The sequence below is a fragment of the Shinella sp. GW821-FHT10F02 genome, from assembly GCF_058809275.1.
On sequence record NZ_JBXASL010000001.1, the window covers coordinates 368178 to 387391 of the forward strand.

Genomic DNA, 19214 nt, shown 5'->3' on the forward strand with positions numbered 1-19214 from the left:
CCTTCGGCTGGCGGACAACGGAGTACACCATGACGAAATTCGCCCAGCTTTTTCCCGGCATTAAACCGGTCATCGCAATGGTTCATTTGAACCCGATGCCCGGAACGCCGCTTTACGATGCCGATGCCGGGATCGAAGGCATCTACCAGGGCGCCTTGAAGGACCTTGAGGCCTTGCAGGCAGCCGGCGTCGATGCCGTGATGTTCGGGAATGAAAACGATCGTCCCTATGAACTGAAGGTCGATATCGCCACCACCTCGGCCATGGCCTTCGTGATCGGGCGTCTTGTCGAAAAGATCGAAAAACCCTTCGGCGTGAATGTGCTATGGGACCCGGACAGCACCGTCACCTTGGCGGCGGCGACTGGCGCTTCATTCGTGCGCGAGATTTTTACCGGCACCTACGCCTCGGACATGGGGCCGTGGACCCCGAATGCCGGCCGCGCTATGCGGCGCGCGCGGCAACTCGACCGCAGGGATTTGGTCATTCTCAACAATGTCTCGGCGGAATTTGCGGCTTCGATCGACAACCGTCCCCTGGCGGACCGGGCGCGTTCGGCCGTTTTCTCGTCGATCCCGGATGCCGTTCTGGTCTCGGGTGCAATTACCGGGGAATCGGCGAAAATGGTCGACCTGCAATCGGTGAAGAACGTGCTGCCGGAGACCCCGGTCCTTGCCAATACGGGCGTGAAACATGCCACGGTGATCGATGTGCTGAACGTCGCCGATGGTTGCGTCGTGGGCTCCTCGCTCAAAGTCGATGGCCATACCTGGAATGCTGTCGATCCGCAGCGGGCGAAGGCGTTCATGGACATCGTGCGCAAGGAGCGTGGCTGACATAACAGCCGCGGGCAATTCTCCTGACTTCACGCCGCTGCAACTTGTCCTCGACCGCATCGTTCGCGTATGGAATGGACAACCCCGCTCTCGTCGCCTTGCCCCTGCAGGTGCGGTAAAGTGGCCGAATTGCCCCGCGGATGAGGAGCCGAAAGCGATCAAGAAGGCGAAGGCGCCGAAGGCCGCCAAATCAAAAACGCTTTTGCAGAAGCTTGCCGAAACCCCCGAGAAGCTGTTTTCGGGGGCTTTTCGCCAGCAATATGGTGCCCTGTGTTTTCGCTACGTGCCGGACGGATCGGGTTTCGAGCTCTTGGTCGTCACCTCCCGCGACAGTGGCCGGTGGATCATTCCCAAAGGTTGGCCCATGAAAGGCAAGAAACCGTTCGAGGCGGCGGCGATCGAAGCCTTGCAGGAAGCCGGCATCAGCGGAAAGATCCGCAAGAAACCCGTGGGTTGCTACACCTATCTGAAACTGCTGGACGACGGCGACGTCGCCCCTTGTATCGTCGATGTCTTCCAGATCGAAGCGACGACCTTCGCCGAGAAGTTCAAGGAAAAGGGCGAGCGCACGATCGCCTGGGTCAGCCCGGACGAGGCCGCGCGCCGCGTGCGCGAAATCGAACTCAAATCGCTGCTTATCGAGTTCAAGCCGCGTTGAGGTCTTGATCTGCTGTTCACGCCGCGCCGCTCCAAAGCGGATGATCCTTGACGGCAATCCAAGAATGTTCAGTGTGCAGACTGAGTCGAGGAGAGACCAAGCATGGCATTATCGGGAAAGCAAATTGGGGCGCCAGGGGACCTTGGCTCCGGCGAGGTCGATTCCGCTTATGCTTGGCTGCGGCTGGTGCTCACGCTCGTTCTTGGCACTGTGGCCTGCGTCGGCAACTGGTCCGTCGTGGTGCTGCTGCCGACCCTCCAGATCGAGTTTGACACCGTGCGCGGTGGTGCCTCGCTGCCCTATACCTGCACCATGCTGGGTTTTGCCTTCGGCGGGGTGGCGATGGGACGCCTGGCCGATCGGGTCGGCATTGTCCTGCCTGTGTTGCTGGGGGCATTCCTGCTCTGCATCGGCTATGTCCTGGCCGCCTTCACCAGCAATATCTGGCAATTCGCCGCTCTGTCGGTGGTGATCGGTCTTGGTTCGGCTGCCGGTTTCGCGCCGCTGATCTCCGACCTCTCTCACTGGTTCCGCAAGCATCGGGCGCTCGCGGTCGCTTTTGCTGCCTCGGGTAGTTATCTTTCCGGCGCGGTATGGCCGCTGATCATCGAGCATTTCCAGGCCACACAGGGCTGGCGGGCCACCCATATCGGCATCGGCCTGTTCATTCCTCTGGTGATGGTCCCGATCGGTCTGCTGCTGAAGCGGCGCGTACAGACGGCCAGCTATGCGCAGGCCGAGGCCGCAACCGAAGCGGCGCGCAACGAGCTCGGCCTGAAGCCGAACGTGTTGCAGGCCATTCTCGTCGTCGCCGGCTTTGCCTGCTGCATGGCGATGTCGATGCCGCAGGTCCATATCGTCGCCTATTGCGGGGATCTCGGCTATGGCGTGGCCGTGGGCACGCAGATCATCGCGCTGATGCTCGGGCTTGGCGTCGTCAGCCGCCTGGCTTCCGGGGTCGTTGCCGACAGGATCGGCGCAGGCCCGATGCTGATCCTCGGCTCGTCCATGCAGGCGGCAGCGCTGCTGCTCTATCTGTTCTTCGACAGCCGGTCGTCGCTCTACGTGATCTCCGGCCTGTTCGGGCTGTTCCAGGGTGGCATCGTGCCGATGTATGCGGTGATCATCCGCCAGTTCCTGCCGCCGCGAGAGGCCGGCATTCGCATCAGCCTGGTTTTGATGGCAACCGTGCTCGGCATGGCGTGCGGAGGGCTCGCCGCCGGCTATATCTTCGATGCCACCGGCTCCTATCGGCTCGCCTTCCTGCACGGCTTCCTTTGGAACATCGTGAACCTCGTTCTGGTGAGCTGGCTGATCTTCGGGCCGAAGCTGCGCCAGTGGAGGCGGGAGGCGGTGGCGAGCTGAAACGGCTTGCCGGCTACAAGAAATCGCGATGCATTTTTCGCCTGGAGGAATTTACTCAAAATTGAAGGATTACTCCCCATCAGTAATGCAACTCAAGTTGTGCCAAGGTGGGGATTCAATGCCTGAAGTCGAGATTAGACGTCCTCTGTGGATGACGATCACGGCCTGCGGTTTCGCAGCCGTTCTGTTTTCCAGTGTCGCGATCGGAGGCACGGCCTGGTATCGGCAATCGATCGCGACCAACGACGCCTTGCAGCGCGAAATCGCGAGCGACCTCGCCCTCATCGAAACGGACATGGCGGCCCAGCGCAAGGCAGCGTCTGCCCTCGCGCTGATGGTTGCGGGCGAGCCCGAGGTCGCCGACCTGATCACCAGGAACGCCCGCGACGAGATTGTCGCCCGGCACGCGCCGACCTTGCCGGCCGTCGTGCGTGACGGCGGCCTGCAATTGATGACGTTCGTCAATGCGAATGGCGAGGCCGTCGCCCGCATCCATACGCCGGACAAATTCGGCGATGATATCAAGGGACGCCGCAAGACCGTCGTGGAGGCGCTGTCCAGCGGCAAGCTCGTGGCGGGCATCGAGCCCGGCCGCACGGCCGTCAGCATGTTCGCTTCGGCGCCGGTCATCAGCGGCGGCCAGACGGTCGGCGTTGTCGACGTTGGGACCAGTCTGGCGAACGCTTATTTCGAGCCCCTCGCAAAACGGATCGGCGGCGCTGTCGTTGTCCATATCCTCGTCGACGGCAAACTGGAAAAGCAGGCTTCGACCACGGATTCCGTGTTCCTCTCCGACGACGACCTGAAGGCCGCCTTCGACGGGGAGGCGCTTGAAAAGCAGGTTGTGTCCAACGACGCGACGTTTGTCGTCAAGGCGGTGCCGTTCAACAACTATTCTGGCGCCAAGATCGGCATCCTGGAGATCGCTTCCGACGTCAGCTCGATCGTTGACGAAGGAAAGACGGCCCTGTGGATGACGGTCATCGGCACGGCTGTGGTTTCGCTCCTGTCGCTTCTCGGCTTCCTTCTCTTCGCTCGCTCGCTGGCCGGCACGCTCGGCCGCCTCACGGGGACGATGACGAGCCTGGCTGCCGGTGATCTGACGGCGACCATCGAAGGCGATTCCCGTCGCGACGAAGTCGGCGCGATGGCCCGTGCCGTCAAGGTGTTCAAGGACAACGGCCTGAAGACGCGTGACCTGGAACGCCAGGCGGAAGCCCAGCGCAGCGAGTCCGAGGAGCATCGGCGTCTTGCCGCCGAGCAGGATCGTGTCCGCGGGGACGCGATGGCGCAGGCGACCAACGGTCTTGCCTCCGGGCTGCAACAGCTCGCCTCCGGCAATCTCGGCGTCCAGCTGAACCAGCCGTTCACCGAGGAATTCGAAAGCCTGCGCAGCGACTTCAACCGCGCCGTCGCGCAGCTGCGCGATACGATGGCCGCGGTTGCGGATGCGACCGGCTCCATCGACAGCGGATCGCGCGAGATCAGCCAAAGTGCCGACGATCTTTCCAAGCGCACCGAGCAGCAGGCTGCTTCGCTGGAGGAAACGGCCGCGGCGCTCGACCAGATCACGACCAATGTGGGCAATTCCTCCAAGCGCGTCGACGAGGCGCGCACGGTCGCCATTCAGGCGAACCAGAGCGCCCGGCAGTCGGGGGATGTCGTTGCGAATGCGGTCGATGCCATGGGCAAGATCGAGCAGTCGTCGAACCAGATTTCCAGCATCATCGGCGTCATCGACGACATCGCTTTCCAGACCAATCTGCTGGCGCTGAACGCCGGCGTCGAAGCCGCGCGTGCCGGCGATGCCGGCAAGGGCTTCGCGGTGGTCGCACAGGAGGTTCGCGAACTCGCGCAACGCTCGGCGACGGCCGCCAAGGAAATCAAGGACCTGATCCGCAATTCGTCGGCCGAGGTTGGAAACGGTGTTCATCTGGTGAGCCAGACGGGCGAGGCGCTGCGAACGATCGAAGGTTATATCGTCTCGATCAACCAGCACATGGACGCGATTGCGACCTCGTCGCGCGAGCAGTCGATCGGGCTGACGGAGGTCAATACGGCCGTCAACCAGATGGACCAGGTGACCCAGCAAAATGCGGCCATGGTGGAAGAAGCCAATGCCGCCGGCGCGACGCTGGCCAATGAAGCGACCCGGCTACGGGAACTGGTCGGACAGTTCCAGTTGGGAAGCGGTGCGTCCGCGGGTCACTCCGCGCGGCGGGCGGCACCCGTCGCCAAGGCGGCTCCATCGCACTCACCCGCCCGCAACATGGTCAACCGCATCGCCACCGCCTTCGGGACAAAGGGTTCGGCCGCCGTCGCAGTCCAGAACGACTCCTGGGAAGAATTCTGAGCAGGATGAGCTGTGCGTGCGTCGAAGCCCATGACAACGTCGTGGGCTTCGACGCACGGAGCGCTTTCGTTATTTCCAGCTCTGATAATCAGCGGCCGTGCATCCGAATGGCGCCGGTCCATCGCCGAAGCGTTTTTGCAGCTGGCTGCAACCCCATCGGTTGAGCGCCTCGGGCATCATGTTGTTGATGTCCATGCCGGGCGAATTGTACTGTGACGGTGCGCTCGTGACGTACCAGAGCCAGTAGCCGAAGATGCCGGCGACGAGCAGAACCAGCACGATGAGAAACAGGCCGGCGCGCCGTGCCAGGGACATTCCCTTGGGCGGCGATGCGACAGGTCGTGCGACCGTCGGCTGGCCAGCGCCCGACGCGGCTGCTGCCAAAAGCGGTGCGAGCGCATCGGCGCGCTCCTGGTCGGACATGTCGATCCTCTCCAACCGGTCGTCGAGAAGAACGGGCAGGGCGGTGTTGCCGTGCCAGACGGCCAGTGCCACCGCGTTGTTGCCGGCATCGCCGACGATGATCGGTTCCTGCCCGGCCTCGAAACGGGTATAGGCCACGCGTTTCGTTTTCCGCTCGCTCAGCCTGTCCGCATAGGTGACCGCCAGGCGCTTGCGCTTGTTGTCGATTGCGGTGATCTCGACAGGGATGGGCGTCAGAAGTGCGGGGTGCCGCAATTGTGCGCGCACCCACAGGATGCGCAGGGCGAGGAAGATCATCGCCAGCGACCCGCCGCCCAGCAGGATGGCGAAGGCGGAAAGCGTGATGATCCGGTTCCACAGCATGTCGAGGCCGAGGCTGATCGTGGCAAGATCCGGCTGGTCGGCCGAAATCACGGCGCCGGTCTCGTAGTCGCCGGTGTGGAAGTCGACGAACATCACCTCGACGTCCTTTTCGTACCGCTGACCGTCGTAGTCATAGGTGAGATCGACCTCGCAGGTGGTGAAGACGGCCTTGCGCGTCGTGCACTTGCCGTTGATATCGGCATTCTGGAGGAAGAGCGGGTTCTGGCTGATCTTGTAGTCGCGAAGGATGCCCGGGCCTTCCGTCATAACCATGAACACGGCAATCACGAGCAGGATCGGCGTGGAGAAATAATAGGCGAGCGGCGTGGAAATGACCCCGCGCTTGATGGTGAGAGCGCGGGCTGGAAGCGTGATGGTTGGAAATGTCATGATCTGCCTGGAAATTGTTTCGCTTATGGTGTCGGCAAGGTGGAGACGGTGGGACAAACCGATAAATTCGCGAGTAAAGACATCTCTCTAGTCACTCGATACGGTCGCTGGAGGTCGGCTGGTTCCATGCGCGGCTTTCCTGCAACGTCAAAAGCCAGATCGCGGCGCGGCAAAACTCGATGAGATCCGTTGCCGGCGCTTTCTTCCAAAGGGAAAGCCGCTCGGCCATGGCACGGTAGCCGGCGCCGTCAAGCCGGGCGTGGAGCGAGGCGGCGAGAGCATCGACGGCATTTCGCGCGCGGCTTCCGCCGTGCAGCACACCGCTGAGGAGCCGCTCCGTCTCGTCCAAAAGGTCGGACCGCGCATCCATCGCCGCGGGGATCACGCTGGCCTGCTCTTCGGCGACATCGAGATCGGGAACGATGAAGCGGTCGGCCGAAAGCGACCACGGCGTGCAGACGAGCGCGCCGCTTTCCATTCTCACCGGTCCGGCCACCTGGCGGAGCGCGCCCCACGCGCCGTCAAGCGCGGCAGCCAGCACGCCGGTCGCACCGGGAGCGCCGGCATCGAATTCGCGCTCCAGATAGAGGATGCCGCCATCGCCCTTGAGGCGCACCGCAGCCTCCCATATCTGGCGTCCGGGCGCCCAGGATTGGCCGAGGACCGCCTCGACCTCGAAGACATGCACCGCATCGCAGAGCCTGCGTGGTCGCAGCAGCGCGATAGGGCGGGCGGAAAGCGCGTCGACCACGTCGACAAGCCTTGTCGTGGCGAGCGGTCGGGGGAAGGCGAAAACCGCGTCGCGCGGCATCACCTGCGTGCGCCCGCCGCTGCCGCTGCCGAGGCCGAGAAGGCCATCGGCACGGCGGCGCGCGACACTGGTGAGGATCTGCCCGCGGCCAATGCCGGCAACCGGCAGGCCCGGCGCCATCTGCCGGCGCACCACCGAGGCCTGGAAGGTGCCGCGGTCCGCAGGGAGCGGTGAGAAGAGTTTCTCGATCAGCATGGTGGCGCCCATGTCGCTGTCGGCGAGCAGGATGGAGGCGCGGATATCCGTACCCTCCTGCCGGAGCCGGGCGCCGAGCGAGACGAGGCGCGATTTGCCCATGGCGGTTTCGAAAGGTTCGCCGAGGCCAAGCGCGCTGGCGGCGTCGCCGGCCCGCGTGCGGGCGAACAGCTCGGCGGCCAGCCGGAGCACGGCCCGCTCGTCGTAACGGGCGCTCCTGCTCTCATAGGCTTCTATCTGTTCGCGCAGCGCGCCGAGAACGAGAAGCATCTGGGCCGCGCCGAGCGCTTCGGCATGGCGGTGCGCGGCCGCGAGCGATTGCTCATAGGCAGCCGGTCCGGCCGTGATACCGGCCTCGATGAGGCGGGAAACGACCGCGTCGCACGCTTCGCGGAGCATTTCCCGGGAGCCACCGCTGTCTGCGGCGTGGCCGCCGCCGATCGTCGTTTCCCTGCCGCCGTCGGCGGCCTGGAAGGCGCGGATCGCCAGCGCAATATGCGCGCAGCGCTGGCCCTCCACGCAGTCGCAACGGGCATAGGACAGGTCGTCCGGCACCAGGAAGCGCACGCTCGCCATCGGCAGATGCGCCGTGGGCGTCTGTCCGTATTCGAGCCGGACCGTATGGCGGGAGGCCATGAGGCGGGAGAGTTCCGCTTTTGTCGATGGTGCCAGCGTTGCCTCGAAGATGTCCGGGTCCAGCGAGGCAGGGTTCCAGTTTGATATTGCCGCCGTATCCGAGCCGGTTGCCTCCGCCCTTTCCGCCCGATAGGCGACGGCGAGCATGATGCGGTGGCGGCACACACCCGAGGACGGGCAGGTGCAGCTCGCATCGGCGAGGCCCTGGCCGGGGGCCAGGCGGGTCAGCGTGCCGTCGGAAAAGCGGGCCTCGATCATGCCGTCGGACGCTTCCGCCATGGCGGGTCCGCTTCCGGCGGCAAGCTCGCGAACGGCCCGTTTGACGAGGCCCGCATTGGAAAGCTGCACGAGCCCTTCGTCGGTCAGCGCGATCAGGTCGGAACGGGCCATGCGCTAGCGTCCGATCTTTTCGGCGAGCCAGCCGGCCAACTCGCCGGGTGTCATCGCGCCCACTTCCGCCCCGGCGGCAACCAGCCGGCGCGCCATCTCGCGATCGTAAGCGGGGGCCGCCTCCGAATCGAGCGCGGCAAGGCCGAGCACCAGGGTGCGCTGGGCGGTGAGCGAGGCGACACGCTGTTCGAGCATGGCAGGGCTTGCGCCTTCGTAGAAGTCCGAGATGAGAACGACGATCGCCCGTTCGGGCTGTTCGATGAGGCCTGCCGCATAGGCGACGGCGCCCTGTATGTCCGTGCCGCCGCCGAGCTGCACCTTCATCAGCAGCTCGCATGGATCGTCCACATCCTTCGTCAGGTCGACGACATTGGTGTCGAAGGCGACGAGGTGGGTGCGAACGCCCGGCAGCCCCCAGAGGCAGGCGGCGGTCACCGCCGAATGGATCACCGAATCCAACATGGAGCCGCTTTGGTCGACGAGCAGGATGATCTGCCAGGTCTTCATGTGCCGCTGGTTGCGGGCGAAGAAATGCAGCCTTTCGACGGTCAGTTTGCGTGTTTCGGGATCGTAATGCTTGAGATTGTCCTTCACCACCCGGCGGAAATCGAGGTCGCTGGCGATGCGGAACCGGCTGTGCCGCCGCCGGTCCACCACGCCGGAAAAGGCGAGCGTCAGTTCGCGGCTGAGCTTTTCCATCAACTGGCGCACGACCTCCTGCACCAGCTTGCGCGCCAAGACGAGGATGTCGGGCGACATCAGGTGCTTGGTGCGCAGCACCGCTTTCAGCAGCGTCTCGTTCGGCTCGGCGCGCCCCAGCACGTCCGGGTTCGTCACCACGTCGTCGATCGCATAGCGTTCGATAGCGTCGCGCTCCAGCCGCTCGATGGTTTCCTTGGGGAAGAGCCGGTGGATGTCGTTGATCCATTGCGGCGTCGTCAGCGCGGAGCCGCCGCGTCCGCCCTGGCGCGCGATGTTGCGCGTGCCGTCCTCTTCCTCGCGCCCATAGAGCCAGTCGAGTGCCGCGTCCATGGCGAGCGTCTCGCCGGCAAGTGCGCCGCCGGCAGAGCGGCAGGCTCCATCCGCCGCCTCGCCGAGGACGAGGCGCCACCGTGTCAGGGCATCGAGCGCCGGCACCGTCATTTCACCGCCGTTTCCGCAAGCAGTGCCAGTCCGCGCAGCATTTCGCTCGCCGTCACCGGGTCCAGCTCGCCGAAGGTCCTGGTTCCGCCCTTGTTGCCATAGGGCTGTTCCAGCGAGAGTTTGCCGAGGGTCTGGAGCTTGTCCTCGAAGTCCGCCGCGCCGGCAAAGAGGCCGTCGCTGAAGTAGAACATCGCGTCCTTCGTCGTGCCGTCCGCGAACCGGACCGGCCGTTCCAGCCACCAGATGCAGCCTGAATCCTGCGGCGAACCAAGCTGCCAGCCGCGGGACGCCATGCCGCGAATGCGGGCCGATTCCACCTTGAGGTTCTCGAAGCGGTCGATTTCGCGCGTCGTCTTTTCCGTTTCGCTCAGCGTGTGGATCTCGCGGCCGAGCTGCGCGAAGGGCTGCGATATCTCGTAGTCGCCGAACAGCGCACCCCAGGCATCGAGCCCGCCCGCCGGCAAATGCAACGGATGCACGAGCCCGATGAAGCCCGCCGCGCTCGCCGAAAAGTCGAGATCGAGCGTGTCGTCGGCGGCATCGGTGACGGAAAGATCGTCCGAGACCCGGAAGACCGTCGTGGGCGCCGTGCGCGGATCGCGGTCGCCATAGATGCCCCAGACCAGGCGCTGGGTGAGGTGGCGGATCAGCGGATGGCTGGCGAAGAAGGTCCAGAAGACATCCGGGGCCACGCGCCGCGAGGTCGACAGCATGTTTTCCAGCCGGGTGATCTGGAGGCTTGCAACCGCGCGCGCATCCTTCTTCAGAGCCGCCCATGTCTTGACGGCGGTTGCGGAAAGTTCCGCATCGTCCGATTTGGCCGGCTTCGGCAGGTCCTTCAGCCGCTTTCCGGTTTCGTCCTTCACCCAGGGCTTCAAGAACTCGTCGAAACCGACGCGGAAGCGGCGCGGGCCGAAGTCGAGGTCCATGCCGCCGCGTTCGTCGAGGTCGAGGTCCGGCGCCAGCCGGTCGGCCAGTTCCTCCGGCGTCAGGTCGCGTGCCTCGGCGAGAACGGCGATCTTTTCGCGCGCCCGCTCCTGGAGGCCCTTGAACTTCAGCTTCTCGGCGATGCCGTTGAGGTTCATCAGGGCGACGTCGGTGCCGATATCGGCCAAAACGTCGAGACCGGTCACCGCGCGCTGGTGGGCGGATTCGCCCGGCCACTTGCGGATCAGCCGGGTCAGCTGGCGGGCGCATTCATCGTCGCCCAGCCAGCCGATCGCCCGCAGCGCCCAGCCGTCCTTGCCCGGCGCGCCCTCCGCCAGCCAGGCGGAAAACAGGTCCCAGGAGAAGCGGGCAAGGCTGTCGGCGGTCGCGGCGTCCTTGACGACGTCGATGCCGGCATAGATCGCTTCCGGCGTGGAAAACGACACCATCTCCGCAAGGGCCGTGACCGCCTCGTCCGGAAACGCGCCGCCTTCCTTCAGAGCCGGGCGGGCAAGAGCAGCGGGCTTGAACCAGGCGGGCAGCTTGGCAATGCGCGCCGGATAACGGCCGAGCGGGTCGCGGTCCAGAACCTCGGCGAGCGCCTTGTGCACGTCGGCGGACTGCGCCTCGTAGGTGCGGGCGATCGTTTCGATTTCTTGCCGCGTCTCCGCCCGGTCGGCAATCAGCCAGCGCAACGTATGCTCCGCGGCATCGCGGGCCGCGCCCTTCCTGCCGACAGCGTCGGGGATGAGCCGGGTGATCGCCGTCCGGCGATGGCTTCGCAACCAGTGCATGGCCGGCAGCCGTGCCTTCTTGAGCTTGAGCAGTGCGCGGGCGGCGAGCGGGGCGAGCTCCGCCGCATCGACATCCTTCACCTTGTCGAGCATGCCGATCGGGTCGCTTTCGACCTGGCGCAGCAGGCCGGGAAGCGCCCTTTCGCCGAAGCGCGCCATCATGCGCGGATAGACATCGCCCATGAAGTAGCTTGCCAGCACGCCCGGGCATCCCCAGAGCGTCATCGCCAGCCCGTCGGGCTGCTGCTCGACGGCATCGATCAGCGTATTCCATCCGCTCACGGTCAGCGCATAGGAACGGGCGTTGTGGATTTCGCTCACGCGCTGCGCGACGAAGGCGAGCACCTGCTCCTCGTCGTCGCCGGGCTGCGGCACCGACAGCGACCGCGGCACCTTGTACCAGTCGGAGAGTTCCTTCGCCTCGAACTCGCGGATCGCCTTGATCAGCTCTTCCGTGGTCTTGACGACGCGGGCGCGCGAGTGGCGCCAGCGGTTTTCTTCCGGGAGGGGCTCCTCGCGGTGATAGCGGAAAGGTGTTGCGACCGGCTTGAGATCAAGCACCGTGTCTTCGTTCCTGACGGCCTTCTTGCGCCACGGCGGGTCCTTCAGGACCGCTGGCAGGCTTTCGGCCGCGGCAAGCGGCACATTGTTGGTTTCGAGCAGCCGCTCCAACTGGGCAAGCGGCCGGCCGCTGGCGGCCCAGCCCTTTAGGGTTTGTGCAGGATATTGCTTGATGAGATCCATCACCCGGGCGCGGACAACCGGTTCGTTTCGTCCCGCGGCGAGCGTCACGAGATGCTGGTGCAGGCCGAGCGCCGGATTGGCGGCCATCGCCTCGTCGAGTGCGGCGCGGATCCACTTTTCGTGCAGATAGGGCAGGAGCACGGTCAGCGCCGTGTCGTCGCCGGTGGCGAGTATGATGCGGGCCAGCGTCGTACGCTGTGCTTCGTAGCCATAGTGGAGCATCCAGTCGAGCATGGGCAGCGGCGTTTCGCCGTAATGCCGCGCATTGGCGATGATGCTGGCCGCGATGTCGGAAAGCGGGACGTCGAGATAGGTGAAATACATGAAATAGGAGCGCTTTGCCCGCCATTTGCCCGTCGCGGACGGCGGCGCGTCGACGATCAGCGGCACCATGCAAAGCCACGCACCGATATCCTCGCCGCTGGCGGCGGCCTGGTTGAGGACGGAGAGCGGCGTGAGGTCGTGCGTGATCGGGCGGTCATCGCCCAGGACGAAGGCGTAGATGGTTTTCTTCATCCAGTCCTGCTCGGCGTGGTAGGCCGGCGTCAACAGGCCGATCGCCTGTTCGTAGTCCTGCTGCGGCAGCGACGTCAGCACATCGCGCAGGGCAAGGTCGAACGGCGCGCTCCAGGAGGACGTGTCGTAGCCGTGGCGGCCCTTGCGGACATTGCCGATGGAGGGTAGCACGGCTTCGATCAGGACCTCGACGCCCCCCGTGCCGACGAGCCAGAAGAAGAAGGCACGCAGGGTGAAGAGACCTGCCGCCCGTTTGTCCTCGCGGCCCTTCTGCCCCATGACCAGGCCGTCGCTCGCAAGAATGATCTGTGAGATCCATTTCTGCGCTTCCGCGGGATCGAGGCTCGCCGCCGCCTTTCCGGCAAACTTCGATTTCAGCCAGCCGACGGCGCCGCCGGAGGCAGGGTCCTTCGGGCCGGTTTCGCCCATCCTCTCCGACAGCCAGGCTAGGGCCTCGACACCTTCCTTGCGAACGAGCGGCTTGATGCTGTGCAGGTCGGTGACGAGCTGCGCCCAGGCGCCGGCCGCGTCGAGATGTGGATGCGGGCGTGAGCGGGTGGCGAGCGGCTCCCCCAGCAACGTGTCGAGCTGGGCCTCGTCCAGATGAATCTCCGGCGGAGCCGGTTCCGGAGCGCGCTCCTGAGGTGTATCGGGGACAGGCTTTTCCTCGATCTCGGCTGCCGCCGCCGGCGCGGGCTTTTCCGTCTTCGCTTCGGCGGGTTGGGGTTTCGGTTGAGGGGCGGCGGGGGCCGCCGCACCATTTGTCGCCAGCACATAGCCCTTGCCGGTCTTCTCCTTGACGAGCTTCTTCTTTTCCTTCTCGGCATCCTCGGCGCGGTCGAAGTCCTTGTCCTTCGTCTGGCCCTGCGTCCCGATCCGCCCGAAACGCACCGTAAGCCGGGTTCCTGCGACGGTGGCTTCCCAGAATTTGGAGGAGGTTCCCTCGACGAGTTCGTAGCGTTCCATGCTGTCTTTCCTCATCTCATCATCAAACCAGCCCGGCATCGGCAAGACGCCGGGCGACGATCGCTTCGAGTGCCAGTGCCGCAGCCTGGTCGGTGGCGTGTGCCGGCTGGCGCATCCATTCCAGCGCCTGGATTTCCGCCTGCGCCTCGCTTGCGCCGTGGGCGCGAAGGATGACGCGCGACAGCCGCTCCCGCTCGCGCGGCGGGAAAAACGCGAAGGCCTGCCGGAGGGCAGGAAGCGCTGTCAGGAAGGCATCGTCGTGCCAGCCGTCGATCAGGGCGCGGACGGCGTCGATGACGGCCGTGTCGGCGGCAATCTCCTCGCGCGCCAGCGCAAACAGCCCCGACAGGAAATCGCCGAGCTGGTCTGGCCGGCTGAAACGGTGCATGCGGCCGGCCACATCGTAGGCGCCGCCTTCCCCGCAGGCCACGAGCGTGCCCAGGGCCGCGCCGGCAATGGCGGGCGCCGTTTCCGCATTCGCCAGGCACCGGCCAAGCGTTGCCAGAAAGGCGTAGCGCTCGATATCGAGGTCCGGGCAATCGCGCAGCATGTCGCGGCAGGCGGCGAATGCCGGGACGGCGCGCAGGCCCTCCTCGTCGTTGTGAATGGCCTCCGCCGTCTGCAGCACCTTGTCGAAGACGGACTCGCACAGTTCGCCGAGTGCTTGCCGCGCGGCCATGCCGAAAATCTCGCCGAAGCGATGCAACTGGACGGCCAGACGGCCCGCCGCGCCGATGGCACCCATGTCGTGCGAAAGCGCAATGCCCTGCGCGAGTTGAGCGGTCAGGTCGTTTTCGAGAACGAGCAATCCGGCAAACAGCGCGTCGGCCAGGCAAAGGGAGAGGATCTTGAGGTCGCCCCCGGCTTGCGCCGCGCGGTCGCTGAGGAGGGCGGCGGCGGCCATCGGCAGCGTGCCGCCCCAGCGCGAAGCCTCGATGAGCATGCCTTCCGCATCGCGATGGAGGACCAGCCGGAAGGTTTCCCGCGGGGCGGCGGTGCGTGGCGCCAGCGGACCTTCGAGCCGTTCGAGGCCGGGCATGCCGAGAAGCCGCAGCGCATTCAGCGTGTGGGCGCGCTCCCTGTCGGCCGCAATGCTCCAGTCGAGTTCTATCCGGCGGGCGCGATGGTCGGGCGTCAGCCCCGCCTCTGCCAGCCGGATCTCGATGTCGGTGATCAGCGGCGGCCGGCGCGTTCCGGGCGCCAGCCGGCCGCGGCGTTCTCCGGTCAGCGCCTTCAGCATGGCGACGAGGGCCGGATGGGTGCCGGCACGCACGGCGCCGTCGCGGGTCCAGGCGGCCGGTTGGTCGAGCCCATCCTTGACGAGGGTCGCGAGCGCCGCATCCAGCAGGTCCGAGCGCAGCCTCGCGCGGTGGCCGCGTGCCATGGCGAGCGCCTGCGCATGCGTGTGCCAGGCCACCCGATCGGCGGTGGAAACGACCTGTCCGGCGGCCCGCATCGCCTGCGCGATCGCGTTTTCCGCCCAGTCGGCGGCGGCGTCCAGCCCGCGGGCGAAAACCTGTTCGTAATAGGCGGGAGAGGGCATGCCGGAGGCGTAGCCGGTGAAGCGGTCGAGCCGGCGGTAATCGTAAGGCACGAGGTAGCTTCCGGCGCGCTCGTCGCCGGTCGGAGCCGGGACGTCAGGCCGTTCTCCATCCGCCTCCCGCGCCAGCCGCCGTATCGCCTCTGCATGCCAGCCGCCGCAGACGAGGACCACCTTGCGGTTTTGCGCCTCCTTCAGCGCCCAGGCGGCATGGGCGGCCATGAAGCGCTCGCGGGCAAGCTCCTGTGGGTCCTCGCCGCCCTCCGGGCGCAGCAGGTCGAAATAGCGGTCCAGCCGGCGCTCCAGTTCGTCGGCGGGCGCCTGTTCGGCGAGCGCGTCCCAGACGGCATCGCGGCCATCCTCCCCAAGCGCACCGGCCACGGCAGCTTCTGCCACGGCGGCACGGCGGCCATGCGGATCGGCATAGCGGTTGGCTCGCTCACCGAAATCCGGGTGCCAGGCGGGCAGGTCGCAGAAGAGCGGCGTCGCGCCGGCTTCCCAAGCTGCCTGCAAGGCCTCCCATTCCGGTGAATAGGCGCAGAAGGGCGAGTAGGAGGCGAAGCTGCGGTGCTGGCTCGCGTGATAGCTGAAGATGGCAAGCGGCAACTGGTGCTCCAGCCGGAGATCGGCGAGGTGCGGATTGAAGTCCGCCGGCCCTTCGATCAGCACGAAGGCTGGACGGTGGCGCGAGATGGCCTGGCGAACCAGCCGGGCGCAGGCAGGCGAATGGTGCCGGACGCCGATCACGACGAGCCGTTCCTCCGCTGCCGGCGCGGCTTTGCGCTCAGGGCGTGAGAAGATGCCGAGCCGCATAAAACGCCTTCCAAGCTTCGCCGGACCGCTTCGATACCTTCTGCTCCAGATAGCGCCGGAGCTTTGTGAGATCTTCCGCATTGTCCTTGGCGGCGGTGCCGGCAAGGCATTCGATGATGTCTTCAGGCCGTCCCCGGTCGCCGCGCATGTAATGGCCGCGCACGCCGACTGCATGGGCGACGCTCACGGCTTCGGCGGTGCTCATCACGGAACTCAGCCGCTCCATGCCGCCCTCGGCCGAAAGACCGTCGCGCAATTCGCGAAAGCAGGTGACGAGGACCTCCAGCACGTCGTCGTCGGGTGCTGCCGGCACGCCGGAGCGGGCGAGCAGCTTTGCCGCCTCGCGCTTGACCAACGCCAGTTCCTCGTCCGCGTCGCGGATGGGGAAGACCGTTTCGAAGTTGAAGCGCCGCTTCAGCGCCGCCGACATTTCATTGACGCCGCGGTCGCGGGTGTTCGCGGTGGCGATGACATTGAAGCCGTCGCGGGCGAAAACCATGCCGTCCTCGCCGGAAAGCTCCGGCACGGCCATGACCCGGTCCGAGAGGATCGACAGCAGGGTATCCTGCACTTCCAGCGGGCAGCGGGTGATTTCCTCGAAACGCACGATCTTGCCGTCCGACATGCCGCGATGCAAAGGTGCCGGAACAAGCGCGCGCCGGCTCGGCCCCTCGCTGACGAGAAGCGCATAGTTCCAGCCATATTTGATCTGGTCCTCGGTGAGCGAGGCGCCGCCCTGGATCGTCAGCGTCGAATCCGCGCCGATGGCTGCGGCGAGCAGCTCCGAAAGAAAGCTCTTGGCCGTGCCCGGCTCGCCGATGAGGAGAAGGGCGCGGGAGGTGGCGAGCGTGACCATCGCGCGCTCGATGAGGGCGGGGGAGGCTACGAGCTTGGCGCTCGCCCCATCACCACCTAGCACGAAGGATTTGACGGCGCGCAGCGAAAGCGCCCAGCCGGGCGGACGCGGCCCCTTGTCGGTGCGACGCAGGGCGTCCAGTTCCTCTCGATATGCGATTTCGGCAGGGGGGCGTTGGATGGCGGCGGTCTGTTGAGGCATGCGACAGATCGGTCCTGTTCTGGCGGGCTGCGTCGAAACGGGATCAAGGCCCGCGACTGCCTGTAGGGTAGCCAAAGGCAATGTATTGCGCTTGAGTTACGTTTCAAGGCGCAGTTTTCTTCGTGAGTGAATGAAAAATTCGAGCTTATCGCGCCGGCGGTTCGCCTTCGTGAGTATAGTCGTTATTTAGGTATATTTTAAATTAGCGGCCTCTTTTCATATTTGCTGAGGCGATGCTTCCACGGTCCGCACATGCTTGTAGACCGTGGTGCGGGACAGCCCGAGTTCCCGCGCCGTGCGGGAGATGTTCTGCTGGGTCTTGTCGTAGACCGACCGGATTTCCTGGCATTTGGCGCGGCTGAGCGGCCTGTCCCGACACTCATCGCAGCAATCGCGGGCAAGGTCGGGCACAAGGCTGGCCTCGTCGAAACAGCTTTCATCGATATAGTCGGCGCAGCGGCGCACCAGCGCGCGCTGCAGTACGGTCCTGAGCTCTCGAATGTTGCCCGGCCATTTTCGCTGCGAAAGCGTGGCGATCGCCGCATCGGTCACCGGCGTTCCGGGCGCCATCTTCTCCATGAGGTGGCGCACGATGCTTGCAAAATCGGTCCGGCTGCGCAGCGGCGGCAAGCGGATGGAGAAGGCGTTCAGGCGGTAATAGAGGTCCGCCCGGAACTGCCTCTGCGCCACCATGTTCTCCAGGTCCCGGTTGGTTGCCGAGACGATCTGGACATCCACCTTCTGCGTCTTTTGCGCGCCGACGGCACGGATTTCCATGCTGTCGAGGAACCGCAGCAACGAGGTCTGCGCCGCCAGCGGAATATCGGCAACCTCGTCGAGGAAAAGCGTGCCGCGATCGGCCATGCGTGCCAGCCCGATGGAGCCTTCGGCGCGCGCATTGGTGAAGGCGCCGCGCTCGTGGCCGAAGATTTCCGCGATGAACAACTCTTCCGGCACGGCGCCGCAATTGAGCGCGACGAACTCGCCCTTGCGCGCGCTGACCTTGTGGACATGTTGCGCCATCAGTTCCTTGCCGGTGCCGGTTTCCCCGGTGATGTGCACAGGCATGCGCAGCACCGCCGCCTCTGCGAGATCGCCGAGCGATCGTTTGACCGCCGGATCGTGCGAAACGAAGTCCGGCGCGCTTTCCTGTCGGATCAGGGCCGGCATCGATGGCGACGGGCGCTTCCCCACCGGGGCATCGTGCTCGCCGATCTGCCGGCAGACCATGAAGACGCCGCTGCCCGCCCGATCGCGGATCCGGATGACGCCGCCCTTCAGGAGGCCGTCCACCGCCTGGCCGAAGCCGGCTTCGAACAGCATGTCGAAATGATTTCCCAGCAGCGCCGGCAGGCCGTCCAGCAGGGTCTTGCCGGGGCGGTTGATCGACAGGATCTCGCCATCGAGCGAGACGGACACCAGGCCGGCGGAGAGCGTGTCGAGATATTCCACGCGTGGATGGAAAGCGAAGACGAAGCTTTTGGAATGGCTCTGGTAGAGGAGGCCGTTTTCGATCTGGGCCGCGGCCATGCGAACAAGGGCATGGGTGTGCTCCTGCCGGGCTTCATGGGCGCAGGAGGCATCGAGCAGGCCAAGCACCTTGCCATCCGAACTGAAGATCGGGGCGGCCATGCAGCTCAGATGGCCGTGACAGGCAAAATAGTGCTCCCGGCCATAGATCGCCACCGGCTTTTCGACGAGGGCGGCAAGCCCCAGCGCATTGGTGCCGCGCTCGCTTTCGTTCCAGATGCTGCCCGGAATGATCGCGCGGCCCGCCTCGCTGTCGGCGAAGTGCTGGTCGCTGATCGTATCCAGCACGACGCCGTTTGCGTCACCCAGCGCGATCATGAAATTGGAGCCGGCGATCTGGGAATGCAGAAGCTGCATCTCGGCCAGCGCCAACAGACGCATGGCGGCGTTCGCCTCGCGCCGCTGTTTCACATCGGCAAAGGCGACGACGTTGTGGCGTGGCGTGCCGCGCGGGTCGAGATCGAAATCGCGGCACCGCTCCCAGCTGTCGGCCACGACGGGATGTAGCGTGCCGATGGGAAAACGCTCGCCCTTTTCCAGCGCGCTGCGCGCGCGGTCCATTCCCGATAGATGCTGCATGTCTCCTCCTCATGCATCATTTCAAGCAGGGTAACTGCTTGTCGCGCGCCTGCGCAATGAACAGAAACTGGACAGGTCCGTTGTCCACGCCGTTCAGGCGGTGAACAGTCTTTGTGCCGTTTCTTCCGGTTATCCTTTTGATATTTCTTGAATTATCTATGTGGCATGGCGCTTGCGAAGAATCC

Annotated in this window: 11 protein-coding genes; 4 read left to right on the forward strand and 7 right to left on the reverse strand. The window is 65.3% G+C overall.

The genetic code is table 11. The features are described 5' to 3' along the window. Positions 1–29: 29 nt before the first annotated feature. The 4 genes from AC1RWL_RS01735 to AC1RWL_RS01750 all read left to right on the forward strand — a co-directional run bounded on the left by AC1RWL_RS01735 (position 30) and on the right by AC1RWL_RS01750 (position 5212). On the forward strand, positions 30–836 hold the full coding sequence (locus tag AC1RWL_RS01735) for a BtpA/SgcQ family protein (RefSeq protein ID WP_493093853.1): 807 nt from the start codon (positions 30–32) through the stop codon (positions 834–836). Positions 837–993: 157 nt separating this feature from the next. Next, complete coding sequence (locus tag AC1RWL_RS01740; protein WP_256115421.1) at positions 994–1494, forward strand: NUDIX hydrolase; 501 nt, start codon at positions 994–996, stop codon at positions 1492–1494. Between the two features lie 102 nt (positions 1495–1596). After that, entirely contained in the window at positions 1597–2859 is a 1263-nt protein-coding gene (locus AC1RWL_RS01745; RefSeq protein WP_493093530.1) for an MFS transporter, read from the forward strand. 151 nt (positions 2860–3010) lie between these two features. Beyond that, a complete protein-coding gene (locus AC1RWL_RS01750; protein WP_493158194.1) occupies positions 3011–5212 on the forward strand; it encodes a methyl-accepting chemotaxis protein in 2202 nt (733 codons plus the stop codon). 69 nt (positions 5213–5281) lie between these two features. Here the strand turns inward: AC1RWL_RS01750 and AC1RWL_RS01755 are convergent, their stop codons facing one another. The 7 genes from AC1RWL_RS01755 to AC1RWL_RS01785 form a co-directional block, all read right to left on the reverse strand. Next, positions 5282–6388: a hypothetical protein gene (locus AC1RWL_RS01755; protein WP_493093528.1), complete on the reverse strand. Its 1107-nt coding sequence runs from the start codon at positions 6386–6388 to the stop codon at positions 5282–5284. A gap of 91 nt (positions 6389–6479) precedes the next feature. Continuing rightward, entirely contained in the window at positions 6480–8420 is a 1941-nt protein-coding gene (locus AC1RWL_RS01760) for a YehQ family protein (RefSeq protein ID WP_493093527.1), read from the reverse strand. A 3-nt stretch (positions 8421–8423) separates the two neighbouring features. Beyond that, the gene (locus tag AC1RWL_RS01765; RefSeq protein WP_493093526.1) at positions 8424–9563 is read right to left on the reverse strand and encodes a VWA domain-containing protein; all 1140 of its coding nucleotides are present in this window, start codon (positions 9561–9563) and stop codon (positions 8424–8426) included. Next, positions 9560–13510, reverse strand: a complete 3951-nt coding sequence (locus tag AC1RWL_RS01770; protein WP_493093525.1) for a WGR and DUF4132 domain-containing protein — start codon at positions 13508–13510, stop codon at positions 9560–9562. The genes AC1RWL_RS01765 and AC1RWL_RS01770 overlap by 4 nt, the downstream gene beginning before the upstream one ends. Before the next feature lie 22 nt (positions 13511–13532). Further along, positions 13533–15863, reverse strand: a complete 2331-nt coding sequence (locus tag AC1RWL_RS01775; RefSeq protein ID WP_493093524.1) for a DUF5682 family protein — start codon at positions 15861–15863, stop codon at positions 13533–13535. Further along, positions 15835–16920 carry an ATP-binding protein gene (locus AC1RWL_RS01780; protein ID WP_256115251.1) on the reverse strand — a complete coding sequence of 362 codons (1086 nt, stop codon included), beginning with the start codon at positions 16918–16920 and terminating at the stop codon, positions 15835–15837. Before AC1RWL_RS01780 ends, AC1RWL_RS01775 begins: the two co-directional genes overlap by 29 nt. Positions 16921–17136: 216 nt before the next feature. Next, complete coding sequence (locus AC1RWL_RS01785; protein WP_493093523.1) at positions 17137–19029, reverse strand: sigma-54-dependent Fis family transcriptional regulator; 1893 nt, start codon at positions 19027–19029, stop codon at positions 17137–17139. Positions 19030–19214 lie beyond the last annotated feature (185 nt).

What these genes read in the sequence shown, in the direction of transcription:
- AC1RWL_RS01765 (WP_493093526.1), bottom strand. Translation starts at nt 9,563, where the DNA reads ATGACGGTGCCGGCGCTCGATGCCCTGACACGGTGGCGCCTCGTCCTC.
- AC1RWL_RS01735 (WP_493093853.1), top strand. Translation starts at nt 30, where the DNA reads ATGACGAAATTCGCCCAGCTTTTTCCCGGCATTAAACCGGTCATCGCA.
- AC1RWL_RS01770 (WP_493093525.1), bottom strand. Translation starts at nt 13,510, where the DNA reads ATGGAACGCTACGAACTCGTCGAGGGAACCTCCTCCAAATTCTGGGAA.
- AC1RWL_RS01755 (WP_493093528.1), bottom strand. Translation starts at nt 6,388, where the DNA reads ATGACATTTCCAACCATCACGCTTCCAGCCCGCGCTCTCACCATCAAG.
- AC1RWL_RS01775 (WP_493093524.1), bottom strand. Translation starts at nt 15,863, where the DNA reads ATGCGGCTCGGCATCTTCTCACGCCCTGAGCGCAAAGCCGCGCCGGCA.
- AC1RWL_RS01785 (WP_493093523.1), bottom strand. Translation starts at nt 19,029, where the DNA reads ATGCAGCATCTATCGGGAATGGACCGCGCGCGCAGCGCGCTGGAAAAG.
- AC1RWL_RS01745 (WP_493093530.1), top strand. Translation starts at nt 1,597, where the DNA reads ATGGCATTATCGGGAAAGCAAATTGGGGCGCCAGGGGACCTTGGCTCC.
- AC1RWL_RS01760 (WP_493093527.1), bottom strand. Translation starts at nt 8,420, where the DNA reads ATGGCCCGTTCCGACCTGATCGCGCTGACCGACGAAGGGCTCGTGCAG.
- AC1RWL_RS01750 (WP_493158194.1), top strand. Translation starts at nt 3,011, where the DNA reads ATGACGATCACGGCCTGCGGTTTCGCAGCCGTTCTGTTTTCCAGTGTC.
- AC1RWL_RS01780 (WP_256115251.1), bottom strand. Translation starts at nt 16,920, where the DNA reads ATGCCTCAACAGACCGCCGCCATCCAACGCCCCCCTGCCGAAATCGCA.